General features: G+C 54.6%; 13 protein-coding genes. 6 read left to right on the top strand and 7 right to left on the bottom strand.

What is annotated here, in order from left to right; all coding sequences use genetic code 11:
* Positions 1-5 precede the first annotated feature (5 nt).
* Together DMG62_19075 and DMG62_19080 are read left to right on the top strand one after the other, a co-directional pair.
* Positions 6-956, top strand: a complete 951-nt coding sequence (locus DMG62_19075) for a protein-methionine-sulfoxide reductase catalytic subunit MsrP (GenBank protein ID PYY21329.1) — start codon at positions 6-8, stop codon at positions 954-956.
* Positions 957-1,583: a sulfoxide reductase heme-binding subunit YedZ gene (locus DMG62_19080; GenBank protein PYY21330.1), complete on the top strand. Its 627-nt coding sequence runs from the start codon at positions 957-959 to the stop codon at positions 1,581-1,583. It abuts the gene before it with no gap.
* Between the two features lie 754 nt (positions 1,584-2,337).
* On the opposite strand, the gene DMG62_19085 is transcribed toward DMG62_19080, so the two are convergent.
* Complete coding sequence (locus DMG62_19085) at positions 2,338-3,126, bottom strand: hypothetical protein (GenBank protein ID PYY21331.1); 789 nt, start codon at positions 3,124-3,126, stop codon at positions 2,338-2,340.
* 122 nt (positions 3,127-3,248) lie between these two features.
* Here DMG62_19085 and DMG62_19090 point away from each other — a divergent pair, with 122 nt between their 5' ends.
* Positions 3,249-4,433, top strand: coding sequence for an acetyl-CoA C-acyltransferase (locus DMG62_19090; protein ID PYY21332.1), 1,185 nt, complete (start codon positions 3,249-3,251; stop codon positions 4,431-4,433).
* Positions 4,434-4,603: 170 nt separating this feature from the next.
* Here DMG62_19090 and glmS read toward each other — a convergent pair whose 3' ends face one another.
* Both glmS and nagA read right to left on the bottom strand, forming a co-directional pair.
* Positions 4,604-5,743, bottom strand: coding sequence for a glutamine--fructose-6-phosphate transaminase (isomerizing) (gene glmS / locus DMG62_19095; GenBank protein PYY21333.1), 1,140 nt, complete (start codon positions 5,741-5,743; stop codon positions 4,604-4,606).
* 194 nt (positions 5,744-5,937) lie between these two features.
* Positions 5,938-7,098, bottom strand: coding sequence for an N-acetylglucosamine-6-phosphate deacetylase (nagA, locus tag DMG62_19100; protein ID PYY21334.1), 1,161 nt, complete (start codon positions 7,096-7,098; stop codon positions 5,938-5,940).
* A 61-nt stretch (positions 7,099-7,159) separates the two neighbouring features.
* Between nagA and DMG62_19105 the strand changes: the two genes are divergently transcribed.
* Both DMG62_19105 and DMG62_19110 read left to right on the top strand, forming a co-directional pair.
* Complete coding sequence (locus tag DMG62_19105; protein ID PYY21335.1) at positions 7,160-8,707, top strand: magnesium chelatase; 1,548 nt, start codon at positions 7,160-7,162, stop codon at positions 8,705-8,707.
* Complete coding sequence (locus DMG62_19110; GenBank protein ID PYY21336.1) at positions 8,704-10,020, top strand: hypothetical protein; 1,317 nt, start codon at positions 8,704-8,706, stop codon at positions 10,018-10,020. Before DMG62_19105 ends, DMG62_19110 begins: the two co-directional genes overlap by 4 nt.
* Positions 10,021-10,193: 173 nt before the next feature.
* On the opposite strand, the gene DMG62_19115 is transcribed toward DMG62_19110, so the two are convergent.
* The 4 genes from DMG62_19115 to DMG62_19130 all read right to left on the bottom strand — a co-directional run bounded on the left by DMG62_19115 (position 10,194) and on the right by DMG62_19130 (position 16,159).
* Entirely contained in the window at positions 10,194-12,146 is a 1,953-nt protein-coding gene (locus tag DMG62_19115) for a glutaryl-7-ACA acylase (GenBank protein PYY21337.1), read from the bottom strand.
* A gap of 250 nt (positions 12,147-12,396) precedes the next feature.
* Positions 12,397-12,921, bottom strand: coding sequence for a superoxide dismutase (locus DMG62_19120; protein ID PYY21338.1), 525 nt, complete (start codon positions 12,919-12,921; stop codon positions 12,397-12,399).
* Between the two features lie 59 nt (positions 12,922-12,980).
* The gene (locus tag DMG62_19125; protein PYY21339.1) at positions 12,981-14,681 is read right to left on the bottom strand and encodes an insulinase family protein; all 1,701 of its coding nucleotides are present in this window, start codon (positions 14,679-14,681) and stop codon (positions 12,981-12,983) included.
* A complete protein-coding gene (locus DMG62_19130; protein ID PYY21360.1) occupies positions 14,678-16,159 on the bottom strand; it encodes a peptidase M16 in 1,482 nt (493 codons plus the stop codon). Before DMG62_19130 ends, DMG62_19125 begins: the two co-directional genes overlap by 4 nt.
* A gap of 314 nt (positions 16,160-16,473) precedes the next feature.
* Between DMG62_19130 and DMG62_19135 the strand changes: the two genes are divergently transcribed.
* Positions 16,474-17,832, top strand: a complete 1,359-nt coding sequence (locus DMG62_19135) for a hypothetical protein (protein ID PYY21340.1) — start codon at positions 16,474-16,476, stop codon at positions 17,830-17,832.
* Positions 17,833-17,852: the final 20 nt, after the last annotated feature.

The following is a 17,852-nucleotide window of genomic DNA, read 5'->3' on the forward strand; positions in this document are numbered from 1 at the left end:
CAGCCATGCTGATTAAGAAGTCATCAGACATACCCTCGTCGGAAATCACTCCAAAGTCGCTCTACATGGATCGCCGCAAGTTCGTGACAGAAGCCACGCTTTTCGGAGCGGCGTTGGCAACCGCAGGATGTGAGATGGTTCGACCATCCACTGTGAGCGCAAACACGAAGCTCCCAACGCAGAAAAGCCCGCTGAGCACCACTGAAACTCCGACCCCATTCAAAGACATCACCAACTACAACAACTTCTACGAGTTCAGCACCGATAAGTACGGACCGGCGAAACTCTCTCAGAACTTCCGTACCCATCCCTGGATGGTGAAAGTTAGCGGCGCAATCAAAGAGAAGAAAACCTACGACGTGGATTCACTCACGAAGCTGGCGACACTCCAAGATCGAATTTATCGACTTCGTTGCGTCGAAGGCTGGTCCATGGTGATCCCCTGGGTCGGCTACTCGCTCAGCAATCTGATCAATGAGCTACAGCCGACATCGAAAGCAAAATACATAATGTTCACGACGCTAATGGACTTAAGTCAATTCCCGGGGCAGCGCTCCGGAGTTCTGGATTGGCCGTACACCGAAGGTCTACGCATGGACGAAGCCATGCATCCGCTGACGCTGCTGACGTTCGGCCTATATGGAGAGACTCTCCCGAATCAGGATGGAGCCCCGGTCCGCATTATCGTGCCCTGGAAGTACGGATTCAAAAGCATCAAATCCATCGTCAAAATCGACTTTGTTGACTATGAGCCGCCTACCGCATGGAACAAGGCGGCGCCGAACGAGTACGGCTTTTTCTCGAACGTAAATCCGAATGTCGATCATCCGAGATGGAGCCAGGCAACGGAGCGCCGTATTGGCGAGTTCCGCAAACGTCCAACGCTGATGTTCAACGGATACGGCGATCAGGTCGCGAGCCTCTACAACGGCATGGACCTGAAGAAGCACTACTGAATGCCGCGGCGCTGGATTGTCCTGCTCAAACTGGTCGTATGGGGGCTCTGCCTATCACCAGTGGGCCTCCTTGCCTGGAAGGCGACTCATGACGGGCTTGGAGCGAATCCGCTGAGTGAAATCACGCTCTCTACGGGCCACTGGACGCTTTACCTTCTGCTTACCACCCTCTCGATATCACCGCTGCGAAAGCTCACAGGCATTAATTGGTTAATTCGATTTCGGCGCCTGGTCGGTCTGTTCGCGTTTTTCTACGGCTGCCTTCATCTCATGACATACCTATGGTTCGACAAGTTTTTCGATGTGCAGGAGATTGTGAAGGACATTTACAAGCGTCCGTTCATTACGGCGGGAATGACAGCGTGGACGCTCATGCTTCCTTTAGCTCTGACCTCCACCGCGGCATCGATTCGCTGGCTCGGAGGAAGGCGCTGGCAGACGCTGCACCAGCTGATATATGCAAGCGGGATCGCCGGTGTGGTGCACTTCTGGTGGCTTGTCAAACGCGATCTCACTCGCCCCGAGATCATGGCTGTGATCCTCTCGCTGCTACTCGGTTTTCGAGTTCTCGACCGTCTGCTGTCAAATCGGACAGTAGCATCGGAAACTGTTTCTCAAGAGCGCTAAGTGCCGGCACGATTCATCCGGCACACGTTGGCGCTTCCACGCATTCGTGAATGAGATTATCTTCGGAACCTCAGCACGACCGAGAAAAGGAAGTTGCATCGAATCAGAAATCCTGGGAGTGCGTCAATGGTTGCGAAGTGCGCCAACCCTGCGTGCAATGGAAGATTCACCTACTTCGGCACTGGAGAATTGCTGGTAAGAACCAGTCCGATAAGCGGGCACCAGGAGCTGTTCTGGCTCTGTGAACGATGTGCCGGGGAATGGCAAGCCCCCGAAGACATGACTCCACTGAGACCTGCAATGGTATCCGCGAACAAACGAAAGAGAGCGGCGGCCTAGCTAAGGATCCTCGCCTTTAGGGATTTCTCGCTTTGCTTCGGAATGACAAAGAGTAGAGAGTCCGGGGTAAGAAGAACTATGCGTTCCTAAAAACTTTAGGGGACGCTCTGCGCGTCCCCTGTTTTGTACTTTGCCGTGTCAGCTCTTATTTTTTCTTCTTTGCTGACTTCTTCGCGGCTTTCTTCTTGGTTGCCATTTTTCTATTCTCCCTTTCGATTGTTCAATCGAGTTCGCAACGATCTTTTGTTGCAATTGTTGAATGTATAGAGTCATTGAAAAACTATGTCAAGCAAAAAATGGTTGACGGAAGTTGCTCTTTGAGTTCTACGTCGCGAAAAAAAGTGCGAGATGAAGGTCGTCATGAACGATTCGCGATGCATTTGAGCGAGCACACGCAAGCCAAACAATTTTTCCATCACTTGATTACCCCGCTTTTTATCAGCTTTTGCGCGATCATCAGGAAAATTCCTTGAAGGCTGTCGTGCCATGCATGAGCCATCATTCCGGCACGGAGACTCTTGCGCAGGATGGCCAACGTTCCGAACATTGCGCCATAAATAAAAATTAGCAACATGCGTCGTCTGCCCTCATATCCGTGCGAAAGCCCGAAGACTGCGGCCGATAGCAACATGCCTAGCCAAACGTTGCGTAACAAACTAGAGAACTGTCGTTGGAAGTACCCGCGGAACACGATCTCTTCAACGAAGCCGGCGGTTGTGCTCATACAGATCCAGAGAATCAGTTCGAGCGCGTTGCGCGGAGCCAGCAATTCGATCGTCTTCTTCCCTTCATCAATCGCACCAGGACTCGCCATATGGAGGGCATAACCCAATCCGATAAGGACAGCATAGGCGAGAATCCAAAAACCAAATGCGACGGCAACATCGAGGAAAAAATCTTCTGCTGTCTGCCAACTTCCGCCGATCACTTCGCGCAGCTTCATTCGCGCAAAACGCATTCCCAAATACGTCAACCCAAGAAGCACCAGCTCTGTAGCAATGGTTATACCGTAGAAGACAATGTGGCCGTATCGCTTTGCGAACTCACCCTGTTTGTCAGCGCCGCTGTACGACATGAACAACATCAGTCCAGCCAGCGCAATCGTGTAGCCGTATTGCCACAGCGGAGGTCGCTGAGACTCAGTTTCCAATGGCTGGCCGAGCGTTCCAGTCAGAGCTGAAGGGGAAGTCGTGAACTCGCTCAATGAAGCTCCTCGTGATCAACTTGCGTGTGCAGGCCATCTTATAATGGCAGGTTTGGCTTCCCACCAATCCAGTTCCATACTCACTAATCTGTTGTGAACTGCACATCGCTTTCGAGGCCATTATGGACGAAATAGTCATCGTTTCTGCGCTAAGAACTCCCATTGGAAAGTTCCAAGGCTCTCTTTCGGACTTGACCGCGCCACAGCTTGGTGCATTGGTTGTGAGAGAAACTGTGAGCCGCGCGCATCTCGAGCCCAAACAAGTAGACGAATGCATCATGGGCAACGTGATTTCGGCAGGGTTGGGGCAAAACCCCGCGCGACAGGCCGCGCTGAACGGCGGACTACCTCCCGAAGTCGCCGCACTGACCATCAACAAGGTCTGTGGATCAGGACTGAAGGCGATCGGCCTCGCAGCCCAAGGTATTCAAACTGGGAATTCGGAAATCGTAGTAGCGGGCGGAATGGAGTCGATGACGAACGCTCCTTATCTGCTCCCACAAGCGCGCAAAGGATATCGTCTGGGCAATTCGCAAATCGTCGATTCCATGGTGAACGATGGTCTATGGGACTTTTACAACAACTACCACATGGGAATAACCGGCGAGAACGTCGCGGAAAAGTACGGCATCACGCGCGAACAGCAGGATGAGTTTGCAATGAACTCGCATCGCAAGGCGGTTCAGGCATGGAAAGAGTGTCGCTTCAAGTCGCAAGTAATGGCCGTGGACCTCCCAGCTCGCAAGAAAGGCGATCCGCCGGTCACTTTCGACAAGGATGAAGGTCCGCGCGAGGACGCAACTTCCGAAACGCTCAGATCGTTGAAGCCCGCTTTCAAGAAGGACGGCACGGTAACAGCAGGCAATGCCTCAACCATCAACGACGGAGCAGCCGCAGTTGTGGTGATGTCAGCGCGAAAGGCGAAAGAACTCGGATTGCAGCCAATGGCGCGTATTATTGCGCAATCAACCAGCGGAGTCGATCCGAAGTGGGTGATGATGGCGCCTGTCGACGGAGTTCGCAAGCTGTGGCAAAAAACAGGATGGAAACCGGACGACGTGGATCTCTATGAATTAAATGAGGCATTTTCGGTACAGTCAATCGCACTCGTGCGCGAGCTTGGCATCGACATGAATAAAGTGAATGTCAATGGCGGAGCGGTTGCCCTCGGACACCCCATCGGTGCAAGCGGTGCGCGTGTGCTGGTGACGTTGCTTTACGAACTCATTCGCCGCAACGCGCACAAAGGGATCGCAGCGCTGTGCCTTGGCGGCGGGAATTCGGTTGCAATGGCGATTGAGCGGTAGCTTTATCTCTTTTTGTCAGTCCGACTTCCGGCGCAGTCTGCCGGAGGAGGAATCCCTATAGTGGTCATTCTGCATGGTGTACTGATCTCGCTTTCACGAAAACTCATGAGCGCAGTAGGGATTTCTCAATGCCAAACCACGGGGGTTCGGAATGACAACACTCGAAACCTTCACTCCACAACTACCGACTTCGACAAATGCCGCGGCTCATCCACGTCTCTGCCCTTCAGCACCGCGACGTGATACGCAAAGAGCTGCAAAGGCACAACTTCCACAATCGGCTGCAGCAACACCGGGACATCGGGCACTTCGATCACATGGGGCGTCGCCTTCGGAGTCTCGCGATCGCCTTCGCTGATCACTGCCAGTACCGGCGTACCACGCTCAACGATTTCACGGATATTTGAGATCGTCTTCTCATACCGCACACGTGAAGCCGGATCGGACTTGTCGCGCGTCGCGAGCACAACGAGAGGCAGGCTCTCGTCGATCATTGCGCTCGGGCCGTGCTTCATCTCACCTGTCGGATATCCCTCAGCATGAATGTATGAGACCTCTTTCAGCTTGAGGGCACCTTCGAGGGCAATGGGATAATCGATATCTCGTCCCAAAAAGAGAAACGATTCGTACTGCGCAAAGACGCGGGCAAGCGCTAGGCACTGTTGATCCTGTTTCAACACACTCTGAATTTCATCAGGTAGTTTCCGCGCCTTGCGCAATGCCGCATCAACTGCGGCATCGGAGCTCCCGCGTACTCGCGCAATGTGGGCTGCCAGTAAAAATAGCGCGGTCAGCTGTGTCGTGAAACTCTTGGTGGCGGCGATTGAAGTCTCAATGCCGGCATACGTGAGCAGCATCGCATCGGCATCGCGGGTGAGTGGCGTGTCGGCAACGTTGCAGATGGCCAGCGTCTTCGCGCTTTTTTTCTTCGCGACCTGCAAAGCGGCAACCGTATCAACCGTGGTGCCCGATTGTGAAATAAACACTGCCAGCTCATGAGGTTCAACGATGGGATCTCGATAGCAATATTGGCTGGCAAAATCCACTTCCACAGGAATGCCCGTCATGCGCTCGATCATGAACTCGCCGGCGAGCCCTGCATGTCGACTGGTTCCACTGGCAGCAATGTCAATCTTACGCAGCTTCTTCACTTCCGCGTTGGTAATATGCGATCCGGGCACCGCGATGTGGCCGGCACTGTTGACGCACGCCTCGATGGTTTCGCGCACCGCCTCGGGCTGCTCGTAGATCTCCTTGAGCATGTAATGCGGAAAACCATTCTTGTCCGGCTTGGATTTCTGATTGTTCATGAATTCTCGATTCTACCGAACGCGCATGCGACCCAAGCGGCGACTTGGCCGTCCTCGGCCGGTAAAATGCAAGAAATGGATTGGAAAACGATAGCCTTGTGACCAAAGAATCGCTCGGATAGCGACTTTCTCTTCCATAGAACAACATTTAGATCTTCAGCAGTTACCGGCCGAGTACGGCCACGTTAGAACCGCTAATCCTTTACCAACTGCCCGCCTACCATCGTATGCACGACTTCACCTTTCGCCGAGAGCAAAACGAGATCGGCGTCACTTCCAACCGCAAGCTCACCCTTCGTATCAGCTCCAATCAACTGCGCCGGGTTCCGCGTACCCAGAATCACGCTCTGTTGCAAACTCCATTTTGCGAAGCTCATCACATTTCGCACGGCACGATCTAATGTAAGAACGCTGCCCGCTAACTTTCCCTCGAATTCAGCCCGATCTCCACGAACCTGCACTGGGAAGGGACCGAGCTGGTATGTCCCATCCGGCATACCAGTCGCGCTGATTGCGTCTGTGACCAGCACGGCCCTATCGATTCCCTTTGCTTTGAGAAATACCTGCACAACAGCAGGAGCGACATGCACGCCATCAGCGATGATGTCGGCCATGATTCGCTCATCGCTCAGGACTGCACCCAGAATCCCGGGCTCGCGATGATCCAGCGCGCGCATTGCATTAAATGTATGTGTGGCGCTTACTGCGCCAGCGGCGATGCCCTTCGCTGCCTCCTCAAATGTCGCATTGGAATGACCGATGCTTGTGAAGACGCCTCGTTCCCGGGCATGACGAATCACCTCGTTAGCTCCGGGAACTTCAGGAGCGATGGTCATCATCCTTAACGTGCCGCCGCTCGCGTCGAGGATCCGTTCGAAGAGATCGACAGTCGGCGAGACCAGGTACTCCGCGGGATGTACTCCACATTTCGCCGCGCTGATGAATGGACCTTCGAGGTGAATGCCGAGCGGGCGAGCACCGGCTTGGCTGACATCTTCGGCGCAGATGATATTGCCCAATCGGTCCACTGCTCCCAGAATGCGTTCCATCGACGCGGTAACAGTGGTGGGCAAATAGCTGGTGACTCCATGCTTCGCCAATGCCTTCTCAAAGGCAATTCGGCCGGACGGGTCGTCCCGCATGACATCGTGCCCCGCTCCGCCATGCACGTGAATATCGATGAATCCCGGTGCGACAACCAAATCGGGAAAATCAAGGTGTTGAGCGTATGCCGGGACCTCCAGGTCACTACGCGTGCCGAGATCCTGGATCGTCCCGCTGTCGATCAGAACTACCGGGTTAGCGATGACGTCGGTTGGCGTAAACAGCCGCGCGGCAGTAACGCAAGTCTTCATGTAAGTTTGTCATTGTAAAGAATCGCGTCGAATTGGACTCTGGTTTATACTCCCTGCGCCGATGCTCTTTCGCACTCTCAGCGCCGCTGTCTATGGAATCGATGCCAACCTGATCGACGTCGAGGTCGATGTTGGCGAACACCGTAGCGAGAAAGAGAATTTCATGACGGTTGGACTGCCCGATGCGGCAGTGCGCGAAAGCAAACAACGGATCCAGGCAGCCCTGAAAAATTGCGGTCGTGAAATGCCGCAGACGAAGGTGACCATCAATCTCGCTCCCGCCGATCTCAAGAAAGAAGGCTCTGGATTCGACCTGCCGATGGCTTTGGGGATCCTCGGCGCCTACAACGGACTACTCAAGCCCGACCTGCCGGACTACGTCTTTGTCGGCGAATTAATGCTTGACGGTAGCGTACGCGGCATCCGCGGAGCTCTGCCGATTGCCATCGCTGCCCGAGCCCGCAAGATTCCCAATCTAGTAGTGCCCGAAACTAATGCTCGCGAAGCCGCCGTCGTGAGCGGGATTAATGTCTATCCTGTGCGCTCACTCCTTCAGGTCATTCAACTCATCAATAACGGTAACGGCGTTACTCCCATGCAAGTGAATACCGCTGAGCTGCTCGACCGTGCACAGCAGTTTACAGTGGATTTTAAAGATGTTCGCGGGCAGCAGTCAGCGAAGCGCGCTCTCGAGGTTGCCAGCGCGGGCGGACACAATATCCTGATGATCGGACCTCCCGGATCGGGAAAGACAATGCTGGCCAAACGTCTGCCAACTATCCTTCCGCCGCTTACTTTCGAGGAGGCGCTCGACACAACCAAAATCCACAGCGTCGCGGGAGTGCTCGATCCCGGAGCAGGACTCGTCGGTGTACGTCCCTTCCGAGCGCCCCATCACACCATTTCTGACGCTGGTCTCATCGGCGGCGGCATGATCCCCCGCCCCGGCGAAGTTTCTCTCGCCCACAATGGTGTTCTGTTCCTCGATGAACTTCCAGAGTTCCCGCGCAATGTTCTCGAAGTGATGCGGCAACCTTTAGAGGATGGACAAGTCTCGATCGCACGCGCGGCGATGTCATTAACTTTCCCAGCCCGCTTCATGCTTGTGGCCGCTATGAACCCTTGTCCTTGTGGCTATTTCAACGATGCGAGTCGGGATTGCAAATGCAGCATTGAGATGATTCAGCGCTATGTCTCAAAGATCTCTGGCCCTCTCATGGATCGCATTGATATCCATATTGACGTCCCCGCGGTGAACTACCGAGAGCTGCGCGGCAACAGCACCCCTGAAGATTCCGCGTCAATTCGCGAGCGCGTACTGCGTGCCCGTGAAACACAACTGAACCGCTTTGCCGCCGCCGGAGAACGCATCTACTCGAACGCGCAAATGGGGCCACGCCAGATTCGCACGTATGGCGAACTTTCCAGCGACTGCGAACGCCTGCTCGAGCGCGCCATGCAGCAACAAGGGCTGAGCGCACGCGGGCACGATCGAATATTGAAAGTAGCCCGAACCATAGCTGATCTGGATGGGACTGCCGAGATTCAGTCGAAACACATCGCCGAGGCGATTCAATACCGTACTTTGGACCGTAGTTATTGGACATGATAGCGTCGCATGCTGATGGACCAAGACGTAGCCGATTACTCACGAAAATGAGTCAGTTCACATCGATTCCGTTCCAAGACAAATTCGGCGGAGAAGTTCCCAAAATTGGAATTCCCGCTGCAAGTCATTTGGAGCTAAGTCGGCTTGCAGAACAATTGATGTGTGCAGTTCCCGCCGACGGAGTAGCCATTGCCCTTCAATCTGCTAGAGATCACTCCATGATGGTATGCATTGCCCGCTGTGGCGATGCGGCACCGCCTCTCAGAGCTGTGCTGGATGTCAATTCAGGAATCTCAGGCCTAGCAGTACGAGAAAACCACATTCTATACAGCTCTGATACGGGAACGGATCCGCGGGTCGACACAGAAGTATGCGAGCGGCTGAGGATACGCTCTGTTGTGGCGGTCCCTATCTCCCGCGACTCACGGTGCATCGGTGTCCTTGAGGTGTTGTCGAGCGATCCTGGAGCATTTGATAGAGCTGCGCTGAGACGGATCAAGGCTGAGGCTGTTCGCGCGTTAGGTTTGGTCGATCAACGGCGAGCAGAACTGAATTTGCCAGATCCCGAAGATTGGGAAGGAAACAACACCGCTTTTAAGCTCAATAGCGATGGCCGCCTATCGCCCCTTACAATGCCGTCCTTCCAGCAATATGACGGAAGCCATGCAGTTCTCTCGCAGCTTAGGAATTTTGGGATCCAATCTCTGAAGCAGTGGTGGCGATGGATTGCGCTCGCATCGGTGGCTGCGTCCCTGGCGTTCTCTGCTCCTCGATTGATTCGCCGCGCGAATGCCCCATCTCAGATCTCGGCAACGCGGTCGACTGCTGCAAACCACGTCAACATGCCATTTGTCACCGTCAGTCCTGAATCCACGTCTGAACTGATAAGCGATGCCACTCCGGCCGTGCGAGCCTTAATGGCCATGGCTATCGGCGGAAACCATGCGGCGCAAGCCTCGCTCGCAGACCACTACGCATCAGGTACCGGCGTAATGCGAGATCCCGTCAAGGCGGCGGTATGGGCCGTGATAGCAAGCACGAAGAGCAAGGGAAGATCGGCTGCCAACGTTACCAGTAATCTGCAGCCCTATGAATTAGGGCAGGTTGAGTTCAACTTGGGAATCATGTTCAGGGACGGTATTGGTACATCCCCAGAGTTCGTGGCTGCATACTCATGGTTCTCCCTTTCCGAAGCGACCGGCGATGTGCGCGCAAGCGCAGCCTTGCTCAACCTGCAACAACTGATGTCGCCTGACCAGATCTTCGAGGCGCAACACCGCGCACCAGAATTGCTCCATCAGATCAAAAAGTAAATTCCAAAAATCCAACGGATCGCCGCTCGCTCTGGCGTGGGCGTCTCTCTTCGGATTGCCCAGACGTAAGTTACCCAGGTATTCGGGAATTTGATCTATTCAGGTTGTCGATTCAGCGACCCAACAACCTTCTCTCGAGGGCGCGCGGCGGCCCCTCTATCCTCTCGTTGCTTTTATCTTCCTGTCACGACCGGCAACTCCACAAAGCTCGCTTGTCCCGCAGCGTGATATATGCGCTGGGTCGCTTTGCGATACTCTCCCGGCTTGGCCCAAAAAATATTGGACACAAACGTTTGCGGGTTGCGATCATACAGCGGGAACCAGCTTGACTGCACCTGCACCATGATCCGGTGTCCAGGCCTGAAAACATGATTTGCTGTAGGCAATGAAAATTTGTACAGCAGAGGCTTGTCAGGCGTGATGGCTTTCGGATTCTCCGGACTCTCACGATATCTGCCCCGGAAGATGTCTGCCGAAACCATCAACTGATAGCCGCCCATCGCTGGTTGCTCGGCGACTTCATCGGGATAGACATCAATCACCTTCACCACCCAATCCGAGTCGGTGCCGCTGGTAGAAGCGACTAGATTCACCATCGGCTGACCGCTGATTTTCACCGGCTCGATCAATACATCGGTCACAAACGACACAACGTCAAGCCGTCCCGAGGGTTCGCGCTGATCGTCGACTAACCACTGCGACCATGTCGATCCGGGAAAATATACCGGGACATTCGGACGAGAGCGATACGGCACAGGCTTCGCGGGATCGGAGACATATTCCTCAAACTGAGCGTCGCCAGGTTTCGGAGCGTTGAAGCTCAGCTTACGATCAGCATTGAAGTAGAGAGGCTTGGCTTGAACTTTGCAACCATTCTCACAGCCGGCAGGCCACGCCGGCAGACGTCTCCACGCGTTTGTTCCAGTTTCGAAGGCCGAGACTGTAGGAACGTCCGCCTTCGGCGCATCGTCTTTCAAATATTGCGCAAGGAACGGACCAAGTATGTGCTGCCGAAAAAATAGCGCCGTGTCACTGCCAAACTTAATATCCCCCAGCGCGCTGCCTTCGTGTATCTCTTGGCCGTGGCTCCACGGTCCCATCACGAGAAAGACCTTGTCATTATTCGTGTCTTTGGGCTTGAGCGCTCTGTAGACCGCGGGTGCGCCGTAGATGTCTTCCTGGTCCCACAGGCTATCGACCAGCATCATGGGAATCTTGAGCGGCTGCGCGGCGAGAATCTTATCCATCGCCTGCTCACGCCAGAAGCTGTCGTAGCTGGGATGCTCGAGGATCTTGCGCCAGAATCCCACCTGCTCGAGCCCATGCTGACGTCCGAGTTCGCCTGCCGATCCTGCCTGCATGAATTCGTCGTAGTCGTCGTAGTGGCTTCTCCACCACTTGAAGTCGTTCTTCCGCGATGCTTCCTGCTCGTAGATATAAGGCATGTTCTGTTCGCGGAAAGCCCCATTATGGAACCAGTCGTCGCCCATCCAGCCGTCGACCATCGGATTCATCGGCACGCTTACTTTTAGGGCTGGATGAGGATTCACTAGGGCCATCAATGGAAGAAATCCGTCGTAGGAGATTCCCAGAATGCCAACTTTTCCATTTGTCTCAGGAATGTTCTTCACCAACCAGTCGATGGTGTCGTACGTGTCGGTAGAATGATCGACGGGCGTCGGGTTCAGGGGACCATGGAGTGGGCGCGTCATGACGTAATCGCCTTCCGAATCGTGCTTGCCGCGAATGTCCTGCACCACTCGGATATAGCCGCCCTCCATGATTACATCGACGGCATTGTCGTAGCCGTTCAGGATCGGTCCGAGATGCGCGCTGTAAGCATGATTCGTAAGCGCATTGGCTTCGTAAGGGGTCCGCGTCAGCAGGATCGGCGCGTGCTTGGCCCCTTTTGGGATCAAAATCACGGTGTGAAGCCGCACTCCGTCGCGCATCGGAATCATTAGTTCGCGACGCGTGTAATCCCAGGTTGAAGTTGCGGGCTCAAAGTTGGTTGGGGTTTCACTGGGAAAATTTGGATAAGCAGGCGCGTTCTGCGCCGGGAGCGCAAGCACTCCAAACATTGGAGCACTCAGCGCAAGAGTGCGGACGACTTGAATTAATTTCATGGGCGAAGGAGGTATTGAACATGCGCGAGCCATGTGAGGTCAAGACGAGATGAAGCGATGTTAGGATAGGAAGTCCGGCCGCCCTCGGCCGGTACAAGACTGACAATTTAATGTACTTGGTTTAGACGAGTAGCTGCCTGACTCACATTTGCTGCGAAGAGATATTGGTCTTACGAAATGCATTCCTGGGTTCCTCGACCGTGTTCCGGCCGAGGGCAGCCGGAACGACGCAAGCAAGACCAACTCATCCCTACTTTGTAATCACTCCACAAGCGATCCGGTCACCGGCATTGCCCGAAGGATCTGTCTTCATATCATCAGCCTTCGCGTGAATCACCAGTGCAGTACCGCCATTGCTGAACACTGAATGGCTGTCGCTGCCCAGTGTGAGGTCAGGATCGTTGACTGTCGTTTTCGCAGTGCCATTCTCGCTCACCGTAAAGTTCTTCATATCGCCGGCATGGTGACCGTCCGGATTTCCCAAACCATGCTTCTTGTTATCGGGATTAAAATGCGCACCTGCAGACTTGAAATCCGGTCCATCGCATTTAGCACTCTGATGGATATGAATGGCGTGCTCGTCTGGCGGCAAATTCTTCGCATCGAGCTTTATGTTCGCGCCCTTTTTCCCGGCGGATGAGATTGTTGCCGTACCCACATCCTCGCCTTGGCCGTTCTTTAACTGAACCGTTGTTCCCTTAGTCTTAGCCTGAGCCGAAACAGCAAAGATGAGTACTCCGCAAAGACAAGCGGCGAACCTTCGACGAGCATTCATTGGTCTCTCCTTGTGCGAACGGATTCTACTCTCCTGGATCGCGTTCTCTGGGCCTATGTTTAGTCCTGTCCAGCCGCTGACGCGGACTTCGCTCCAGGCGGCGCGGTGGGAATACTGATGTCCAGTTTCGTCACTTGACCAAACTCAGCCAGCGACTTATCGAACTCTTTGGGATTTCCGACTACAAGTACAGCCAGCTTCCGTTTATCGATGTACTTTCGAGCGACGCGGTGAACGTCGGCACTGGTCACCTTCTCGACCGCGCCGCGAAAACGTTCGAGAAAATCCTTCGGATATCCGTACAACTCATACGTAAGCTGTTCGCTAAGAACTTTGTCCGGCGAATCGTACGCAAAGATAAAACCGTTGAGAATCGAATCCCGTGCCTGTTTGAGTTCCTCTTCGGTCGGAGGATTATTGAGCAGATCATCGATCTGCTCATAGAGAGCTGCCACCGCCTTCGCGGTCGAAGCGCTCTTTGTCCCCATGCTGATATCGATCAGCCCGGGATGGTTGTAGCCGGCACCGATTCCTCCGCCGACTGAATACGCGAGTGCCTGTTTGGAGCGCAGGTTCTTGAACAGGCGTGATGAGAATCCGCCCCCGAATATCTCATTCATGACGCGCACAGCAAAATAATCGGGATTATCGCGGCGAATTCCAACGCCGAGCATCGCGATCTCACTTTGATTCACATCCGTCTTCTCGGCCAGATATACACCTGACTTGGGTCCCGGAACGGGAATCTGAGGTAGATTATAAGGCGTTCCTTTCGCTTCGGAGCCGAAGGCTGCGCGCAGACGGCTCTCCATCTGCTTGGAATCGAAGTCGCCGACGATACCGAAAATGACGTTGTTGGGAGAGAGGTGACGCTTGTGCCAGTCGAGCAGGTCCTGACGGGTAACTGCAGCAACAGTCCAGTACTCCGCCTCGCGGCCATAAGGGCTATCTTTCCCGTAACCGAGCTTGGCCGCCTCGCGGCCGGCAATGCTGTCAATTTCGTCGTTCCGGCGAGAGATCGCAGTGGCAAGACGGCGCTTTGCCAGAGCGATCTTGTCCTCACGGAACACGGGATGCTCGAGCACATCGAGGAAGTCGGCAAATACCTGGTCGAAGTTTTCCTTGAGACAATTGAAGCTTGCGGATGTTGTATCCACGCCTCCGCCGGTTTCAACCTTTGCGCCGATTGCCTCGAGTTCATCGTCGAGCTGGTCCCCGGTCTTCTTCTCCGTCCCGCTGGTGCGCCAACTGGCGGTGTAGATGGACATCATGCCTGTCTTGGCCGCAGGCTCAGAACTCGACCCGCCTTTGATCAACGCTGTCCCGCTGATCAACGGCAATTCGTGGTCTTCCTGAAGAAAAATCACCATGCCGTTGGGCAGTTGAATGCGGTTTGGTTCCTGGGGTGTGAACTTGGCTAGGGGTGGAATTGGGACTTGCTGCCAAGATTGCTGCGCTAAGGCGAGAGAACCAATGGAAAGGACAGTGCAAAGCAGCAAGAAACACCCCGCTGCAAGCTCCGCAGGTTTCCTTTTGGGAATTGCTATCCTGAGCCTTGCCTTTGGGCGCAGGATCTCCGGGAATGTCGAAGATTTAATGGCTCTTTCCCGGCACTTAGGCCAGTACTTTTTGATTTCTGGCCGAAGCGCCGCACCGGCCGCATTTACATCTGATGCATCGCGGGAGATCCTTCGCCAAAAGGCAGGGCTCAGAATGATAGATTTTAAGAGCTTCCTTTGAAGAAGGGACATTCCGGTCATCGTCCACCTCCCGGTCCATTCGGACTAGCTGGCGCCGGCGGGGCGACGGTTTCGACCACAGCCACCGTCCGATTGGTCGCCGTGAATGTCTTATTCGCCACGCGACGAATATCCTCTTTCGTGACCTTCTGCAAACGATCGATGTTGTAGAACAACTCGCGCCAATCTCCGTACCGAGCCTGGGCCAATGCGAGCTGAGCCGCCAGACCGCTATTCTCGCCAAGACCTCGTATCAAGTTAGCCTTTGCTCGCGTCTTCACCATCTGTAATTCGGCGTCACTTACGTCCTGCGTCTTCATTCGTTCCATCTCTTCACGACAAGCAGTCTGAAGTTCCGCAGGCTTGTGCCCCTGAATGGGAACTGCATAAAAACCGAACAGACTCGGATATTTCACTCCCGGAAAGTCAGTAAATCCTACTGCGGCGGCAGCAATCTTCTTGTCGCGAACGAGCGAGCGGTACAAACGCGAGGTCCTGCCTTCGGAAAGTAAGTCGGCGATGGCGTCATACACCGCATCATCTGGATCACGAAAGTCAGGACGGTGATAGCCCTCGAGGTAGATCGGCTGCGACGGCTCGGGAATGGTGATACTGCGCTCATCCACCTGTTCGGGCTCTGCAGTGTGGAGGTCCTCCGGTCTGGGCTTAGCGGGCAGGCGGCCAAAGTATTTCTCGGTAAGCGCGAAAACCTCGTCCGGCTTCACGTCTCCCACAACCGCAATCGTCATGTTCGACGCGACATAATAGGTGTCAAAGAACCTCTGCGCGTCCGTTCGCGTCAGGCTGGCGAGGTCTGAGGGCCATCCCACATTGGGATTGCGATACGGATGTGCCGAGTAAGCGGTAGCCAGGAATTGCTCGATCATGCGCCCGATCGGACTTGAATCTGTGCGCATGCGGCGCTCCTCAAATACGACATCGCGCTCCTGGTAAAACTCGCGCAGCACTGGGTGGAGGAAGCGCTCAGACTCAAGATAGGCCCACAGCTCCAGCCGGTTCGCAGGCATAGAGTAAAAGTAGGAAGTCTCGTCTTCCCCCGTGGCCGCATTCAGGTCCTGCCCGCCCTGTGCTTCGATGATTTCGCTAAATTCATTCTTCTTTACATATTTGTCAGCCTCTTCTTGCGCCTGAAGAAACTCTTTCTCCAGCTGCTCTAGCTTCTTTGGATCGTTGCCGACGCGCTTTAAGCGCTCATGCTGCAGCGCAAGATATGCCTCCTCCTCCTTTTGCATTGCCGGCTTTTCGGCAGCGTAGTTCGCGGTGCCTATGGTTGGCGTGCCTTTGAAGGCCATGTGTTCGAACATATGTGCCATGCCCGTCTCGCCCTTCGGATCCTGAGCGGAGCCGGCATCAACATGCGCATAAAACGAGAAGACTGGTGCTTCATGCCGCTCAGAGACGACAAGGGTCAGTCCATTAGCCAGTGTCTTAACCTGAGTCTTCTTCTCAAACGACGCAACATCCTGGGCGGCAACCAACGTGGAAAGAACGGCGGTAAGCAGAGACAAATAAAGACGAACAGCTCGGGACATGGTGTCTCCTTCCGAACTACCTGCGAAGCTAAATGCTCGCTAAAAGCCCTGTCAAACGAGGCAGGTAATCGGCAGTCGGCATTCAACCACTATGCCCGTTGGTGAATTACCCACCTAGATCGACTGGCCGAATGCCCACAGCCGAATGCCGATTGCCTCCTCGTTCTTTCCCTTTCGTGCTGGCAACTCTACTCCCAGACAAGGCATAATTGCCCGAGCGCTGCCGTCCTGAACGAAAAACTCCCAAGGAGCAGATTTCCATGCTCGAAGCGACCCAAACAGCGAGCGGCGACATTGTGTTTGAACAAAGCAAGCGGTGGGAAGGAAAGGTCGTAGACGGTAAGTACCCTCTGCGCCAATACATCGGCGGCTCCGATCACAGCGCCGTGTTCCTCACAGAAATTCCCGGAGAGATTCCAAAGCAAGCAGCGATTAAGCTGATCGCAGCAGACGAAGGCAGCGCCGACGTTCAGCTCGGGCGCCTCCAGCTCGCGGCCAAGCTTTCGCATCCTCACCTGCTTCAGACCTTCGATATAGGAAGGTGGCAACTCGAGCACCATCAACTGCTATTTGTAGCAATGGAGTACGCGGACGAGACGCTCTCGCAGATACTTCCGCAGCGTCCCTTGACGCGAGAAGAAACGCATGCCCTGCTCACGCCCACTCTGGAAGGGCTAACATTCATTCACAACAATGGATTCGCTCACGGACATCTGCAGCCCGCAAACATTCTGGTTGCCGGTGAACAGATAAAACTCTCAAGCGACCGACTCTGCCGATCTGGCAATCCTGTTCCTGGCAAGCGCACAGCTTACGATGCACCAGAAACTTCAAATGAAGGATTCACTCCCGCAGGTGACGTCTGGTCACTGGGAATGACTTTGTCCGAGGCTCTCACGCAGCGTCTACCAACCTGGACTGATCGGCTGCAAGGCGAACCTATGCTCCCGACCAGAATGCCGGAACCTTTTGCTGAGATCGCCAGGCAATGTGTCGTACGCGATCCCCGCAGCCGATGGAAGATAACGGAGATCGTGGCACGACTCAACGCTCCGGGAAGGTCTGCCGCCGTCAGGGAGTCTTCCCTGGAGATAAACGAGCAATCTAAGGTTAAGCCTGTGGCTGAGCCTTGGAAACAGCAACAAGCCATCAGCAATAAGTGGCTCTATGCGATCCCGATCGCGGCGATGATCGGGATCATCTTGCTCCTTGCGGCCTTACCACACCGTGGCCCGAGCCAACAGCGTAAGTCTGCAGCGAACACGGCATCGCCTCAAGCATTGCCACGCACCTCCGCCCGTCCACAAGCATCGACCGCGACACCGGAAACGGACGCTAGCAATCAAGTGGTCCGTCAGGTAGTTCCCGATGTCCCGCAGAAAGCTCTCAGAACCATTCGGGGAAAGCTGAAAGTATCGGTACGCGCGCACGTCGATGGACGCGGCAATGTTGAAAGGGCAGAATTCACATCTACCGGACCAAGCCGCTACTTTGCGAATCTCGCAATGCAATCCGCCCAGGAGTGGACGTTCGCCTCTACACAGACTCCCAAGACATGGCTGTTGCAATTCACCTTTACTCGAAATGGCGTGACAGTCCAGCCGAGACAGATCGGCTGAACTGCCGCAGTTTTTCATAA

Source organism: Acidobacteriota bacterium, assembly GCA_003225175.1.
Taxonomy (GTDB): Bacteria; Acidobacteriota; Terriglobia; order Terriglobales; family Acidobacteriaceae; genus Gp1-AA112.